Genomic DNA, 17,977 nt, shown 5'->3' with positions numbered 1-17,977 from the left:
CCGCCGTAATTTTTACTTGTTGATATATAAATAACCCGATTGTTCATGCGGATTTGATGCGTTGTCTTTGTATTTCAGAATGTAGAAATAAGTTCCTACCGGTAATCCTTCAGATTGTTTTATAGTGGTACGACCTTCAGAGAAACCTTTAAAAACACGATCTTCGTTATTGTAGTTGTCCATTTCAAATACCAAAACTCCCCAACGGTTATAAATTTCAACCGTGTTGCTTGGATAACATTCTAAGCCCTGAATATAGAATCTGCTATTTTTGTCATCTCCATTTGGTGAGAATGCATTAAAGACTTTTATAACACATCCGGTTAAAGGCAATACGGTAGGTTTGTCCTCCAGATTACTTTCATCATCGGAGATATCATCGACCACAACTCCTTTACCACTTCTTCCCTGAACGCTTGCCTGATTGCTTACGCTACCTTTGTTGATATCATTTTGTGTGATTTTATAAGTAGCGGTAAAATTGTGTTCATCAGATTCGTTTACATCTAAATCAATTGCCTGTCCTGAAACTACAACTCCTGGTAAAGGATCAGAAATCATAACACCTGTTAATGGAACGTTTCCAGTATTGGTTACTTTAAATTTGTATGTAATAGTTTCACCGGCATTTGCAAATCCACTTCCATTTTCATCATTAAATACTGCTGTTTTAATTACTGCAATAGCAGGAACTTCAACAAAAACAGTTAGCGTAGCGGTACCACAATTAGTTGGATGTGCTTTTTCGCAAACCTGATAATTTAAGGTGTAATTTCCGCCAGGAGTGTTTGGTTTTACATTTACAGTTCCGTCAGAATTAAATTCAAAATAAGGACTTTTTGAAAGATCAGTAAATGTAACTTCTGAAGGATTAATTGGTGAACCTTTCAATAAATCATTGTCCAAAACATTGATAAATTCGAGAGAACCATTTATACCATCGACATTTATAATACCATCATTTACAATCACAATCTTCACAAAAGGTATTGGAGGATCTGGATCTACAACGTTAATTACTGTAATCTTCGCAACAGCCTGACTGCAATTAGTTGGGTTTAAAGCTTCACAAATTTGATAGGTTAATTCATAAGTTCCTGATGCCGTTCCTGGTTTTACTTCAATTGTACCATCAGCTTCTAAAATTAAATTCGGATTTGGAACAATGGTAGTTAAGATAACAGTCGAAGGATTCAATAACACACCGTTTAAAGTATCATTCTGAAAAATACTTGTTGGAGAACTTTGTCCTTTACTGCTGTCAACAGTTCCGGCATTATCATTATTTGCTTTTATAACTGCACCTGTTACCGGAACATAACTTTTTACAGTCGCACAGTTTGTTGGATTTAGATATTCGCAAATACTATATTCTACTTCATATCTTCCTATCGGAGTTCCCGCTTTTACGGTTACAGTTCCGTCTGCATTTAAAGTCAATCCTGTCGGAACATTTATTGCCTTTAAGATTACTCCTCCAACACTATTTTTGATTATTGCCGGATTTCCATTCAAAGTATCATTATTTATTAATGAAGCTGTAGTTCCTCCTATACTTCCATTTACCGAAACTGTAGTTTCCGTCAATGCCTTAATCGCTCCATTTCCAACTATAATTGTAGCAGTAGTGGTTGAACAATTTACAGGGGTTGCACCCTCTTCACAAATAGTATAAGTGATTTGGTACGTGCCCGATACAGTGTTTGGATCTAAGGTTAATACTCCGTCTGCATCAATGCTCAATGGACCCGTTTTGATTGGGGTTACACTGGTATTGGCTGCTGTTACCGGCTGTCCGTTTAGGGTATCGTTTGCTGTTACATTTCCAACTGTGGTTGCCGTTGTTGTACCCGGTGTTTGAACTGGGTAGGTATTGTCAATGTTAGCTACGATTGGATTTTTAACTTCAACTGTAGCAGTAGTGGTTGAACAATTTACAGGGGTTGCACCCTCTTCACAAATAGTATAAGTGATTTGGTACGTGCCCGATACAGTGTTTGGATCTAAGGTTAATACTCCGTCTGCATCAATGCTCAATGGACCCGTTTTGATTGGGGTTACACTGGTATTGGCTGCTGTTACCGGCTGTCCGTTTAGGGTATCGTTTGCTGTTACATTTCCAACTGTGGTTGCCGTTGTTGTACCCGGTGTTTGAACTGGGTAGGTATTGTCAATGTTGGCTACGATTGGATTTTTAACTTCAACTGTAGCAGTAGTGGTTGAACAATTTACAGGGGTAGCACCCTCTTCACAAATAGTATAAGTGATTTGGTACGTGCCCGATACAGTGTTTGGATCTAAGGTTAATACTCCGTCTGCATCAATGCTCAATGGACCTGTTTTGATTGGGGTTACATTGGTATTGGCTGCTGTTACCGGCTGTCCGTTTAGGGTATCATTCGCTGTTAAATTTCCAACTGTGGTTGCCGTTGTTGTACCCGGTGTTTGAACTGGGTAGGTATTGTCAATGTTGGCTACGATTGGATTTTTAACTTCAACTGTAGCAGTAGTGGTTGAACAATTTACAGGGGTAGCACCCTCTTCACAAATAGTATAAGTGATTTGGTACGTGCCCGATACAGTGTTTGGATCTAAGGTTAATACTCCGTCTGCATCAATGCTCAATGGACCCGTTTTGATTGGGGTTACACTGGTATTGGCTGCTGTTACCGGCTGTCCGTTTAGGGTATCATTCGCTGTTACATTTCCAACTGTGGTTGCCGTTGTTGTACCCGGTGTTTGAACTGGGTAGGTATTGTCAATGTTGGCTACGATTGGATTTTTAACTTCAACTGTAGCAGTAGTGGTTGAACAATTTACAGGGGTAGCACCCTCTTCACAAATAGTATAAGTGATTTGGTACGTGCCCGATACAGTGTTTGGATCTAAGGTTAATACTCCGTCTGCATCAATGCTCAATGGACCCGTTTTGATTGGGGTTACACTGGTATTGGCTGCTGTTACTGGCTGTCCGTTTAGGGTGTCGTTTGCTGTTACGTTTCCAACTGTGGTTGCTGTTGTTGTACCCGGTGTTTGAACTGGGTAGGTATTGTCAATGTTGGCTACGATTGGATTTTTAACTTCAACTGTAGCAGTAGTGGTTGAACAATTTACAGGGGTAGCACCCTCTTCACAAATAGTATAAGTGATTTGGTACGTGCCCGATACAGTGTTTGGATCTAAGGTTAATACTCCGTCTGCATCAATGCTCAATGGACCTGTTTTGATTGGGGTTACATTGGTATTGGCTGCTGTTACCGGCTGTCCGTTTAGGGTATCGTTTGCTGTTACATTTCCAACTGTGGTTGCCGTTGTTGTACCCGGTGTTTGAACTGGGTAGGTATTGTCAATGTTGGCTACGATTGGATTTTTAACTTCAACTGTAGCAGTAGTGGTTGAACAATTTACAGGGGTTGCACCCTCTTCACAAATAGTATAAGTGATTTGGTACGTGCCCGATACAGTGTTTGGATCTAAGGTTAATACTCCGTCTGCATCAATGCTCAATGGACCCGTTTTGATTGGGGTTACACTGGTATTGGCTGCTGTTACCGGCTGTCCGTTTAGGGTATCATTCGCTGTTACATTTCCAACTGTGGTTGCCGTTGTTGTACCCGGTGTTTGAACTGGGTAGGTATTGTCAATGTTGGCTACGATTGGATTTTTAACTTCAACTGTAGCAGTAGTGGTTGAACAATTTACAGGGGTAGCACCCTCTTCACAAATAGTATAAGTGATTTGGTACGTGCCCGATACAGTGTTTGGATCTAAGGTTAATACTCCGTCTGCATCAATGCTCAATGGACCTGTTTTGATTGGGGTTACATTGGTATTGGCTGCGGTTACCGGCTGTCCGTTTAGGGTATCATTCGCTGTTACATTTCCAACTGTGGTTGCTGTTGTTGTACCCGGTGTTTGAACTGGGTAGGTATTGTCAATGTTGGCTACGATTGGATTTTTAACTTCAACTGTAGCAGTAGTGGTTGAACAATTTACAGGGGTAGCACCCTCTTCACAAATAGTATAAGTGATTTGGTACGTGCCCGATACAGTGTTTGGATCTAAGGTTAATACTCCGTCTGCATCAATGCTCAATGGACCTGTTTTGATTGGGGTTACATTGGTATTGGCTGCTGTTACCGGCTGTCCGTTTAGGGTATCGTTTGCTGTTACATTTCCAACTGTGGTTGCCGTTGTTGTACCCGGTGTTTGAACTGGGTAGGTATTGTCAATGTTGGCTACGATTGGATTTTTAACTTCAACTGTAGCAGTAGTGGTTGAACAATTTACAGGGGTTGCACCCTCTTCACAAATAGTATAAGTGATTTGGTACGTGCCCGATACAGTGTTTGGATCTAAGGTTAATACTCCGTCTGCATCAATGCTCAATGGACCCGTTTTGATTGGGGTTACACTGGTATTGGCTGCTGTTACCGGCTGTCCGTTTAGGGTATCATTCGCTGTTACATTTCCAACTGTGGTTGCCGTTGTTGTACCCGGTGTTTGAACTGGGTAAGTATTGTCAATGTTGGCTACGATTGGATTTTTAACTTCAACTGTAGCAGTAGTCGTTGAACAATTTACAGGGGTTGCACCGTCTTCACAAATAGTATAAGTGATTTGGTACGTGCCCGATACAGTGTTTGGATCTAAGGTTAATACTCCGTCTGCATCAATGCTCAATGGACCTGTTTTGACTGGGGTTACATTGGTATTGGCTGCTGTTACCGGCTGTCCGTTTAGGGTATCGTTTGCTGTTACATTTCCAACTGTGGTTGCCGTTGTTGTACCCGGTGTTTGAACTGGGTAGGTATTGTCAATGTTGGCTACGATTGGATTTTTAACTTCAACTGTAGCAGTAGTGGTTGAACAATTTACAGGGGTTGCACCCTCTTCACAAATAGTATAAGTGATTTGGTACGTGCCCGATACAGTGTTTGGATCTAAGGTTAATACTCCGTCTGCATCAATGCTCAATGGACCTGTTTTGACTGGGGTTACATTAGTATTGGCTGCTGTTACCGGCTGTCCGTTTAGGGTATCGTTTGCTGTTACGTTTCCAACTGTGGTTGCCGTTGTTGTACCCGGTGTTTGAACTGGGTAGGTATTGTCAATGTTGGCTACGATTGGATTTTTAACTTCAACTGTAGCAGTAGTGGTTGAACAATTTACAGGGGTTGCACCGTCTTCACAAATAGTATAAGTGATTTGGTACGTGCCCGATACAGTGTTTGGATCTAAGGTTAATACTCCGTCTGCATCAATGCTCAATGGACCCGTTTTGATTGGGGTTACACTGGTATTGGCTGCTGTTACTGGCTGTCCGTTTAGGGTGTCGTTTGCTGTTACGTTTCCAACTGTGGTTGCTGTTGTTGTACCCGGTGTTTGAACTGGGTAGGTATTGTCAATGTTGGCTACGATTGGATTTTTAACTTCAACTGTAGCAGTAGTGGTTGAACAATTTACAGGGGTAGCACCCTCTTCACAAATAGTATAAGTGATTTGGTACGTGCCCGATACAGTGTTTGGATCTAAGGTTAATACTCCGTCTGCATCAATGCTCAATGGACCTGTTTTGATTGGGGTTACATTGGTATTGGCTGCTGTTACCGGCTGTCCGTTTAGGGTATCGTTTGCTGTTACATTTCCAACTGTGGTTGCCGTTGTTGTACCCGGTGTTTGAACTGGGTAGGTATTGTCAATGTTGGCTACGATTGGATTTTTAACTTCAACTGTAGCAGTAGTGGTTGAACAATTTACAGGGGTTGCACCCTCTTCACAAATAGTATAAGTGATTTGGTACGTGCCCGATACAGTGTTTGGATCTAAGGTTAATACTCCGTCTGCATCAATGCTCAATGGACCCGTTTTGATTGGGGTTACACTGGTATTGGCTGCTGTTACCGGCTGTCCGTTTAGGGTATCATTCGCTGTTACATTTCCAACTGTGGTTGCCGTTGTTGTACCCGGTGTTTGAACTGGGTAGGTATTGTCAATGTTGGCTACGATTGGATTTTTAACTTCAACTGTAGCAGTAGTGGTTGAACAATTTACAGGGGTAGCACCCTCTTCACAAATAGTATAAGTGATTTGGTACGTGCCCGATACAGTGTTTGGATCTAAGGTTAATACTCCGTCTGCATCAATGCTCAATGGACCTGTTTTGATTGGGGTTACATTGGTATTGGCTGCGGTTACCGGCTGTCCGTTTAGGGTATCATTCGCTGTTACATTTCCAACTGTGGTTGCCGTTGTTGTACCCGGTGTTTGAACTGGGTAGGTATTGTCAATGTTGGCTACGATTGGATTTTTAACTTCAACTGTAGCAGTAGTGGTTGAACAATTTACAGGGGTAGCACCCTCTTCACAAATAGTATAAGTGATTTGGTACGTGCCCGATACAGTGTTTGGATCTAAGGTTAATACTCCGTCTGCATCAATGCTCAATGGACCTGTTTTGATTGGGGTTACATTGGTATTGGCTGCTGTTACCGGCTGTCCGTTTAGGGTATCGTTTGCTGTTACATTTCCAACTGTGGTTGCCGTTGTTGTACCCGGTGTTTGAACTGGGTAGGTATTGTCAATGTTGGCTACGATTGGATTTTTAACTTCAACTGTAGCAGTAGTGGTTGAACAATTTACAGGGGTTGCACCCTCTTCACAAATAGTATAAGTGATTTGGTACGTGCCCGATACAGTGTTTGGATCTAAGGTTAATACTCCGTCTGCATCAATGCTCAATGGACCCGTTTTGATTGGGGTTACACTGGTATTGGCTGCTGTTACCGGCTGTCCGTTTAGGGTATCATTCGCTGTTACATTTCCAACTGTGGTTGCCGTTGTTGTACCCGGTGTTTGAACTGGGTAAGTATTGTCAATGTTGGCTACGATTGGATTTTTAACTTCAACTGTAGCAGTAGTCGTTGAACAATTTACAGGGGTTGCACCGTCTTCACAAATAGTATAAGTGATTTGGTACGTGCCCGATACAGTGTTTGGATCTAAGGTTAATACTCCGTCTGCATCAATGCTCAATGGACCTGTTTTGATTGGGGTTACATTGGTATTGGCTGCTGTTACCGGCTGTCCGTTTAGGGTATCGTTTGCTGTTACATTTCCAACTGTGGTTGCCGTTGTTGTACCCGGTGTTTGAACTGGGTAGGTATTGTCAATGTTGGCTACGATTGGATTTTTAACTTCAACTGTAGCAGTAGTGGTTGAACAATTTACAGGGGTAGCACCCTCTTCACAAATAGTATAAGTGATTTGGTACGTGCCCGATACAGTGTTTGGATCTAAGGTTAATACTCCGTCTGCATCAATGCTCAATGGACCCGTTTTGATTGGGGTTACACTGGTATTGGCTGCTGTTACCGGCTGTCCGTTTAGGGTATCATTCGCTGTTACATTTCCAACTGTGGTTGCCGTTGTTGTACCCGGTGTTTGAACTGGGTAAGTATTGTCAATGTTGGCTACGATTGGATTTTTAACTTCAACTGTAGCAGTAGTGGTTGAACAATTTACAGGGGTTGCACCGTCTTCACAAATAGTATAAGTGATTTGGTACGTGCCCGATACAGTGTTTGGATCTAAGGTTAGTACTCCGTCTGCATCAATGCTCAATGGACCTGTTTTGACTGGGGTTACATTGGTATTGGCTGCTGTTACCGGCTGTCCGTTTAGGGTATCGTTTGCTGTTACGTTTCCAACTGTGGTTGCTGTTGTTGTACCCGGTGTTTGAACTGGGTAGGTATTGTCAATGTTGGCTACGATTGGATTTTTAACTTCAACTGTAGCAGTAGTGGTTGAACAATTTACAGGGGTTGCACCCTCTTCACAAATAGTATAAGTGATTTGGTACGTGCCCGATACAGTGTTTGGATCTAAGGTTAATACTCCGTCTGCATCAATGCTCAATGGACCCGTTTTGATTGGGGTTACACTGGTATTGGCTGCTGTTACCGGCTGTCCGTTTAGGGTATCATTCGCTGTTACATTTCCAACTGTGGTTGCCGTTGTTGTACCCGGTGTTTGAACTGGGTAGGTATTGTCAATGTTGGCTACGATTGGATTTTTAACTTCAACTGTAGCAGTAGTCGTTGAACAATTTACAGGGGTAGCACCCTCTTCACAAATAGTATAAGTGATTTGGTACGTGCCCGATACAGTGTTTGGATCTAAGGTTAATACTCCGTCTGCATCAATGCTCAATGGACCTGTTTTGATTGGGGTTACATTGGTATTGGCTGCTGTTACCGGCTGTCCGTTTAGGGTATCGTTTGCTGTTACATTTCCAACTGTGGTTGCCGTTGTTGTACCCGGTGTTTGAACTGGGTAGGTATTGTCAATGTTGGCTACGATTGGATTTTTAACTTCAACTGTAGCAGTAGTGGTTGAACAATTTACAGGGGTAGCACCCTCTTCACAAATAGTATAAGTGATTTGGTACGTGCCCGATACAGTGTTTGGATCTAAGGTTAATACTCCGTCTGCATCAATGCTCAATGGACCTGTTTTGATTGGGGTTACATTGGTATTGGCTGCTGTTACCGGCTGTCCGTTTAGGGTATCATTCGCTGTTACATTTCCAACTGTGGTTGCCGTTGTTGTACCCGGTGTTTGAACTGGGTAGGTATTGTCAATGTTGGCTACGATTGGATTTTTAACTTCAACTGTAGCAGTAGTGGTTGAACAATTTACAGGGGTAGCACCCTCTTCACAAATAGTATAAGTGATTTGGTACGTGCCCGATACAGTGTTTGGATCTAAGGTTAATACTCCGTCTGCATCAATGCTCAATGGACCTGTTTTGATTGGGGTTACATTGGTATTGGCTGCTGTTACCGGCTGTCCGTTTAGGGTATCATTCGCTGTTACATTTCCAACTGTGGTTGCCGTTGTTGTACCCGGTGTTTGAACTGGGTAGGTATTGTCAATGTTGGCTACGATTGGATTTTTAACTTCAACTGTAGCAGTAGTGGTTGAACAATTTACAGGGGTAGCACCCTCTTCACAAATAGTATAAGTGATTTGGTACGTGCCCGATACAGTGTTTGGATCTAAGGTTAATACTCCGTCTGCATCAATGCTCAATGGACCTGTTTTGATTGGGGTTACATTGGTATTGGCTGCTGTTACCGGCTGTCCGTTTAGGGTATCGTTTGCTGTTACATTTCCAACTGTGGTTGCCGTTGTTGTACCCGGTGTTTGAACTGGGTAGGTATTGTCAATGTTGGCTACGATTGGATTTTTAACTTCAACTGTAGCAGTAGTGGTTGAACAATTTACAGGGGTAGCACCCTCTTCACAAATAGTATAAGTGATTTGGTACGTGCCCGATACAGTGTTTGGATCTAAGGTTAATACTCCGTCTGCATCAATGCTCAATGGACCTGTTTTGATTGGGGTTACATTGGTATTGGCTGCTGTTACCGGCTGTCCGTTTAGGGTATCATTCGCTGTTACATTTCCAACTGTGGTTGCCGTTGTTGTACCCGGTGTTTGAACTGGGTAGGTATTGTCAATGTTGGCTACGATTGGATTTTTAACTTCAACTGTAGCAGTAGTGGTTGAACAATTTACAGGGGTAGCACCCTCTTCACAAATAGTATAAGTGATTTGGTACGTGCCCGATACAGTGTTTGGATCTAAGGTTAATACTCCGTCTGCATCAATGCTCAATGGACCTGTTTTGATTGGGGTTACATTGGTATTGGCTGCTGTTACCGGCTGTCCGTTTAGGGTATCGTTTGCTGTTACATTTCCAACTGTGGTTGCCGTTGTTGTACCCGGTGTTTGAACTGGGTAGGTATTGTCAATGTTGGCTACGATTGGATTTTGCACAATAATAGTAACTGTAGTTGTTGCACAGTTTGCTGTTGGATTTGCAACCTCGCAAATCTGATAATCAAAAGTGTAAGTTCCAGTTGGCGTATTTGGCTGAACTGTAACGGCTCCTGTATTAGTGTCAAAATTTAAATTTGAAGGTAACGTTGTAGTCGAAGTAATTATAACTTCATTACTGACTACATTTTTACAGTTCAGAGAGTCATTGTCCAGAACACTTGGAACTGCGATTCCTCCCAGAATTCCATTAAAGGATGTTACACGATCTTCATTAGCTTTGATTGGTCCAATTACTTTCACCGTTTGCGTACAAGTTTCTATATTTCCAGCCACATCTTTAGCCGTCCACGTTACAGTAGTGATACCGATTGGGAAGCTTGATGGGGCGTCATTAGTCACCGTTACTGAGCAGTTATCACTTGTTGTTGGAGTTCCTAAAGCAACTCCGGTAGCCATACATGAACCAGCATCCGCCAAAACAGTCACATTAGTTGGACACGTAATAGTCGGTTTCTGAGTGTCTTTTACGATAACTTTTTGAACTGCTGTTTCTACATTACCGTTCCCATCATCAAAACTCCAAGTAATGTTATGTGTTCCTTGAGTGTTGTATGTTAAAGGATCTGTAGTAGTTCCTGTAATAGTACCTGAACAAGCATCTGTCGTAGTAGGTGCTGTGGCTGTAGCACTGCACTCACCAGTTACATCCGCCAAAACTGGTTTTGTCGGTTTCTGAGTGTCTTTTACGATAACTTTTTGAACTGCTGTTTCTACATTACCGTTCCCATCATCAAAACTCCAAGTGATGTTATGTGTTCCTTGAGTGTTGTATGTTAAAGGATCTGTAGTAGTTCCTGTAATAGTGCCTGAACAAGTATCTGTCGTAGTAGGTGCTGTGGCTGTAGCACTGCACTCACCAGTTACATCCGCCAAAACTGGTTTTGTCGGTTTCTGAGTGTCTTTTACGATAACTTTTTGAACTGCTGTTTCTACATTACCGTTCCCATCATCAAAACTCCAAGTAATGTTATGTGTTCCTTGAGTGTTGTATGTTAAAGGATCTGTAGTAGTTCCTGTAATAGTACCTGAACAAGCATCTGTCGTAGTAGGCGCTGTGGCTGTAGCACTGCACTCACCAGTTACATCCGCCAAAACTGGTTTTGTCGGTTTCTGAGTGTCTTTTACGATAACTTTTTGAACTGCTGTTTCTACATTACCGTTCCCATCATCAAAACTCCAAGTGATGTTATGTGTTCCTTGAGTGTTGTATGTTAAAGGATCTGTAGTAGTTCCTGTAATAGTACCTGAACAAGCATCTGTCGTAGTAGGTGCTGTGGCTGTAGCACTGCACTCACCAGTTACATCCGCCAAAACTGGTTTTGTCGGTTTCTGAGTGTCTTTTACGATAACTTTTTGAACTGCTGTTTCTACATTACCGTTCCCATCATCAAAACTCCAAGTAATGTTATGTGTTCCTTGAGTGTTGTATGTTAAAGGATCTGTAGTAGTTCCTGTAATAGTACCTGAACAAGCATCTGTCGTAGTAGGTGCTGTGGCTGTAGCACTGCACTCACCAGTTACATCCGCCAAAACTGGTTTTGTCGGTTTCTGAGTGTCTTTTACGATAACTTTTTGAACTGCTGTTTCTACATTACCGTTCCCATCATCAAAACTCCAAGTGATGTTATGTGTTCCTTGAGTGTTGTATGTTAAAGGATCTGTAGTAGTTCCTGTAATAGTGCCTGAACAAGTATCTGTCGTAGTAGGTGCTGTGGCTGTAGCACTGCACTCACCAGTTACATCCGCCAAAACTGGTTTTGTCGGTTTCTGAGTGTCTTTTACGATAACTTTTTGAACTGCTGTTTCTACATTACCGTTCCCATCATCAAAACTCCAAGTAATGTTATGTGTTCCTTGAGTGTTGTATGTTAAAGGATCTGTAGTAGTTCCTGTAATAGTGCCTGAACAAGTATCTGTCGTAGTAGGTGCTGTGGCTGTAGCACTGCACTCACCAGTTACATCCGCCAAAACTGGTTTTGTCGGTTTCTGAGTGTCTTTTACGATAACTTTTTGAACTGCTGTTTCTACATTACCGTTCCCATCATCAAAACTCCAAGTGATGTTATGTGTTCCTTGAGTGTTGTATGTTAAAGGATCTGTAGTAGTTCCTGTAATAGTACCTGAACAAGCATCTGTCGTAGTAGGTGCTGTGGCTGTAGCACTGCACTCACCAGTTACATCCGCCAAAACTGGTTTTGTCGGTTTCTGAGTGTCTTTTACGATAACTTTTTGAACTGCTGTTTCTACATTACCGTTCCCATCATCAAAACTCCAAGTGATGTTATGTGTTCCTTGAGTGTTGTATGTTAAAGGATCTGTAGTAGTTCCTGTAATAGTACCTGAACAAGCATCTGTCGTAGTAGGTGCTGTGGCTGTAGCACTGCACTCACCAGTTACATCCGCCAAAACTGGTTTTGTCGGTTTCTGAGTGTCACTTATCGTTACCGTTCTAGTAACAATTGCATCAGCACAACCTCCTGTTCCCGTTACTGTATAAGATATTGTGGCTGTACCGAGCGCTTTTCCTGTAATTACTCCAGAAGCATCTACTGTAGCAACTATTGTATTATTGCTTGACCAGCTTCCACCACCTGTTCCATTAGAAATAAATGTTGTTGTCGCTGCAGGACAAATGTTTTGTGTACCCGATAAAGTACCCGCATTTGGTGCTGCTGTTACCGTTACTGTTCTGGTAGCTGTGGCATTTCCACAACCGCCTGTTCCGGTTACTGTATATGATATTGTTGCAGTACCTGCTGCAGCTCCTGTAATTTCTCCTGTTAAAGCATCTACTGTAGCAACTGTTGTATTATTACTTGACCAGCTTCCGCCACTTGCTCCATTGGAAGTGAATGTTGTTTTTTGAGCAACACAAATGTTTTGTGTACCCGATAAAGTACCCGCATTTGGTGCTGCTGTTACCGTTACCGTTCTGGTAGCTGTGGCATTTCCACAACCACCTGTTCCGGTTACTGTATATGATATTGTTGCAGTACCTGCTGCAGCTCCTGTAATTTCTCCTGTTAAAGCATCTACTGTAGCAACTGTTGTATTATTACTTGACCAGCTTCCGCCACTTGCTCCATTGGAAGTGAATGTTGTTTTTTGAGCAACACAAATGTTTTGTGTACCCGATAAAGTACCCGCATTTGGTGCTGCTGTTACCGTTACCGTTCTGGTAGCTGTGGCATTTCCACAACCACCTGTTCCGGTTACTGTATATGATATTGTGGCTGTTCCTGCTGCAGCTCCTGTAATTTCTCCTGTTAAAGCATCTACTGTAGCAACTGTTGTATTATTACTTGACCAGCTTCCGCCACTTGCTCCATTGGAAGTGAATGTTGTTTTTTGAGCAACACAAATGTTTTGTGTACCTGATAAAGTACCCGCATTTGGTGCTGCTGTTACCGTTACTGTTCTGGTAGCTGTGGCATTTCCACAACCGCCTGTTCCGGTTACCGTATAAGATATTGTTGCAGTACCTGCTGCAGCTCCTGTAATTTCTCCTGTTAAAGCATCTACTGTAGCAACTGTTGTATTATTGCTTGACCAGCTTCCGCCACTTGCTCCATTGGAAGTGAATGTTGTTTTTTGAGCAACACAAATATTTTGTGTACCTGATAAAGTACCCGCATTTGGTGCTGCTGTTACCGTTACCGTTCTGGTAGCTGTGGCATTTCCACAACCGCCTGTTCCGGTTACTGTATATGATATTGTTGCAGTACCTGCTGCAGCTCCTGTAATTTCTCCTGTTAAAGCATCTACTGTAGCAACTGTTGTATTATTGCTTGACCAGCTTCCACCACTTGCTCCATTGGAAGTGAATGTTGTTTTTTGAGCAACACAAATGTTTTGTGTACCTGATAAAGTACCCGCATTTGGTACTGCTGTTACCGTTACCGTTCTGGTAGCTGTGGCATTTCCACAACCGCCTGTTCCGGTTACCGTATAAGATATTGTTGCAGTACCTGCTGCAGCTCCTGTAATTTCTCCTGTTAAAGCATCTACTGTAGCAACTGTTGTATTATTGCTTGACCAGCTTCCGCCACTTGCTCCATTGGAAGTGAATGTTGTTTTTTGAGCAACACAAATATTTTGTGTACCTGATAAAGTACCCGCATTTGGTGCTGCTGTTACCGTTACCGTTCTGGTAGCTGTGGCATTTCCACAACCGCCTGTTCCGGTTACTGTATATGATATTGTTGCAGTACCTGCTGCAGCTCCTGTAATTTCTCCTGTTAAAGCATCTACTGTAGCAACTGTTGTATTATTGCTTGACCAGCTTCCGCCACTTGCTCCATTGGAAGTGAATGTTGTTTTTTGAGCAACACAAATGTTTTGTGTACCCGATAAAGTACCCGCATTTGGTGCTGCTGTTACTGTTACCGTTCTGGTAGCTGTGGCATTTCCACAACCGCCTGTTCCGGTTACTGTATATGATATTGTGGCTGTTCCTGCTGCAACCCCAATGATTACTCCTGTTGAAGCATTTACTGTTGCAACTCCTATAGTACCGCTTGACCAGCTTCCATTTGAATTTCCGTTTGTAGTGAATGTAGTAGTCCCTCCAACACAAATGTTTTGAGCACCCGATAAAGTACCTGCATTTGATGCGGTAGTTACCGTAACAGTACCACTTATTGTAGCGGCCGTACACGGTGCTGTATGTCCAACGGTTGTTATAGTGTAAGTCCCACTTGCTGTTGGTGTTCCTGAAACGGTTATTGTTTTTGCACTGGAATCCACTGAAACTGATAAACCAGCCGGTAAGTTTGATGCTGTAGCATTGGTTGCACTTCCTCCAAAAGTATAAACAGTACTTGGAATAGCTGTTCCATTACAAATTGCCGGGTTTTGGCTACCACTGGTAAATACAATTGTAGAAGCTGTATTTACAACTGCCGCAACTGCAATTCTTGATGACGAAGTACATCCTTCCGGTGAAGTAGCTTCTACATAATAAGTAGTTGTAGTTGATAAACTTGGTGTGGTATAACTCGCTCCTGTTTTTAATGATGTACCACCTGTCGAAGCAGCATACCAGTTAATAGTCGCTCCTGCTGATGCTGTTGCATTTAATGTTAATGTTCCTGCACCACATCTGGAGTCTTGTGTAGTTGAATCTATTGTTGGTCTTGTATTTATTGTAGCTACAACTGCTGTTCTCGTTCCTGTAGTACATCCATTTCCGGTTGCATCGACATAATAAGTAGTAGTTGTTGATAAATTTGGTGTAGCAAAACTAGTTCCAGTTGCCAATGATGTACCACCAGTAGCTGCAGCATACCAGTTAATTGTTCCTGACGAAGCTGTCGCGCCTAATGTTACCGATCCTGCATCACATCTTGCAGCTGGTGTTGTTGCGGCAATTGTTGGTATTGCATTGATAACAAAATTTGTTGCTGTTCTACAGCTTCCAATACCTGAGCAAGCCGCATAATACGTTGTGGTCCCCGCTGTATTTGTATTTGTCAAACCTGATCCCGCAACACCTACCGGATTAAAAGATGCACCTGTAAATATTGGTGTTAAACTTATAGCCGATGTATACCACTGTATAGCACCCGAATTTGAACATGTAGAAGTAGCTGTTAATGATCCGCTACCTCCCTGACAAATCGAAACTCCTGTAGTTGTCGGTGCTCCCGCAACTGAATTGATAGTCATACTTGCAGTAGGTGCCGAAGTACATCCCTGAGCATTTGTTGTAGTCAGTACATAGCTGTTTGCCACTAATCCCGAAAAGACACCATTTGTATTGTTTACTGGTGCCGTTACCGGATTTGTTCCTCTTAAGGTGTAACTGATTCCCGGCCCTGGGGCAGGAGTGTTTACTGTTATTGTTCCTGTTGGTGTAAGACAACTTGATTGCGTCACTGTAGCTGTTGGAGTGGCTGGCAAAGCCAAAATTGTGATATCATCTACCGTTTCTCCACTCCCCTTAAAGTTTGTTCCGGGTACATTTGCCTGGCTTGCTCCTTCATAGTTCTTATTTGCAGAACCATAGGCATTTACAAATGGTGTTATTCTTCTGCTTGAATTAGTAGTAGTACGTGTTGGATCAAGATACAAAGCCTGTGCATTGGCACTATAGGTTCCCGCAGCAATAGACGCCGCTACTTTTCCTGTTAAGGTTATTGTAACAACTCCATTTTGCGCAATATTAAAACCTCCAAATTGCGGATTATTAGCTGTAGCAGTATTTGTCAATGCTCCCGAAGGCCCTGTGGCTTCAGCGGAATATGTTGCTGTAGCAGAATCAAATTCAATACCTGTTGGAAAAAGAAAGTCTAAAAGAACTCCTGCAGCATTCCCTACTCCTGTATTTTTGATCTGAATTTCATAAGAAACCTTCTCTCCAATAGAATTACAGGCTGAAGCTGTCGATAATGCTTTTACCTTTGTATCCAAAATAGGAAAACAATTTGAGTTCACCTGCAAATTTGGTGGTACGTCCTGCGCTGTAAAAGTTGCCACACTTCCTGCTGTTCCACCTATGGCACCATTCGTAATTCCGGCACCTGCATTAGATTTTCCTGAAATTCCTCCTAATACAGTGGTCGTAAGTGTAACGGTACCAGTAAGATTATGCCTAATCATTCCACCACCACCACCACCACCAGGTCCGTGTGAATTATTATTATCATTTTCAGTATTCCCTCCTGCACCTCCATCAGCTTCTATTCTGATGGTCGTATTGCTATTATTTGAGATGTTTAATAATACCGTTCCTCCGGCTCCACCACCTCCGGCTCCATCCGGTGCTCCTGAAAAAGTACCTGGCGCTCCTTTTCCTCCATTGGCATAAATATTACCGTTCCCTTGAACTGTACCTGCATTAATAAGAATTATGGCACCACCTACTCCACCTTTTACTCCAGTTGAGGCATTATTGGCATCTCCGGCACCTCCACCGCCTCCCATGACAAGTCTTGGAAATGGAGTTGCTGTAATATAAGATCTGAAACCCGGTCTTCCTCCTCCTGTCAGGGGAAGAACATTACCTCCTCCACCTTGCCAGCCTGCACCACCTAAGCCTCCAAATCCGCCATTACCTCCACCTCCACCTCCGGAATTGTGGTCATTACCTCCACCTCCGGCATTAGCTGGAGCTCCTCTTCCTGCAGACCCTCCCGGCATTCCTTCCACTAAATTATCAACCTGATTGAATCCGTCCCACATATAACGAGGTGTTCCCGCTATTCCTTCTCCCTTTCCTGAAATTGCATTATTACCGGATAATCCAACATAAATTTTAGAATCATTAAGGTTGGAATCCGCTTTTGGGCTATAACCTCCTCTAAAACCACGAGCATTTCCATCAATAGAAAAACCCCCAAAATTGAATGTTCCGGAAACATTAAAAGCAATAACACCACCTGCAACACCATTAAAAGGCGGCGTAGTGATAGAAGAAGTTAGTGTTAGATTAGAATATTGTGGTACTCTGACAATTTGAAATGTTCTTTTCCCTCTTGTTGTTGTTGTTGCTGTTGTTGTAGCATCTGCATTATAAAAACTGTTTAAAACACCGCCATTGGTACCAGTACCTTTAAACGTTAAATTCCCGCCAGTTAGCGGGACATTATTAGTTGCTATAACATATTCAAAAACTCCCGTATTTCCAAGAGATGTAAATCCTGTACCTCCTAAATTATCAGGACCACTGTTTGAGGTTCCTGAACCATAGCTGGTTGTATTGGTATAATCTATTGTAGCATCCTGCATTTGAATAATCAAAATAAGATCTCCTACCGAAATTGGGGCTGCCCCAAAATTATTAGAATACTGATCTGTTGCCGGTACTGCAGCTAATACTATCGATTGAGCTCCTGCATTCAATGTTATATTGCCCGAAATAGGGAAATAAGTATTTACAGAACTTGATACGGTAACAGGTCCGTCACCTCCAGGTGTTCCACAAATTTGTGAAAACGCTGGTAATGATGTTAACCCAAAAAACAAAACAAAAAAGATTTGCTTAAAAAAATTAAACTTGTTAAAAGTAAAGTTACACATAAACAACTGGGGTTTTAGAAATAGAAATACCAGATGCTGAAAAACCAACTGG

At 42.4% G+C, this 17,977-nt stretch carries 1 protein-coding gene; it reads right to left on the bottom strand.

The genetic code is table 11. The features are described from left to right. Positions 1-12: 12 nt before the first annotated feature. Positions 13-17,925, bottom strand: coding sequence for an Ig-like domain-containing protein (locus tag OGZ34_RS08020; protein ID WP_263362689.1), 17,913 nt, complete (start codon positions 17,923-17,925; stop codon positions 13-15). Positions 17,926-17,977 lie beyond the last annotated feature (52 nt).

Source organism: Flavobacterium collinsii (genome assembly GCF_946903285.1).
Taxonomy (GTDB): Bacteria; Bacteroidota; Bacteroidia; order Flavobacteriales; family Flavobacteriaceae; genus Flavobacterium; species Flavobacterium collinsii.
Note: the sequence above shows the minus strand (reverse complement) of the source record. Positions and strands in the feature narration are given on the sequence as shown.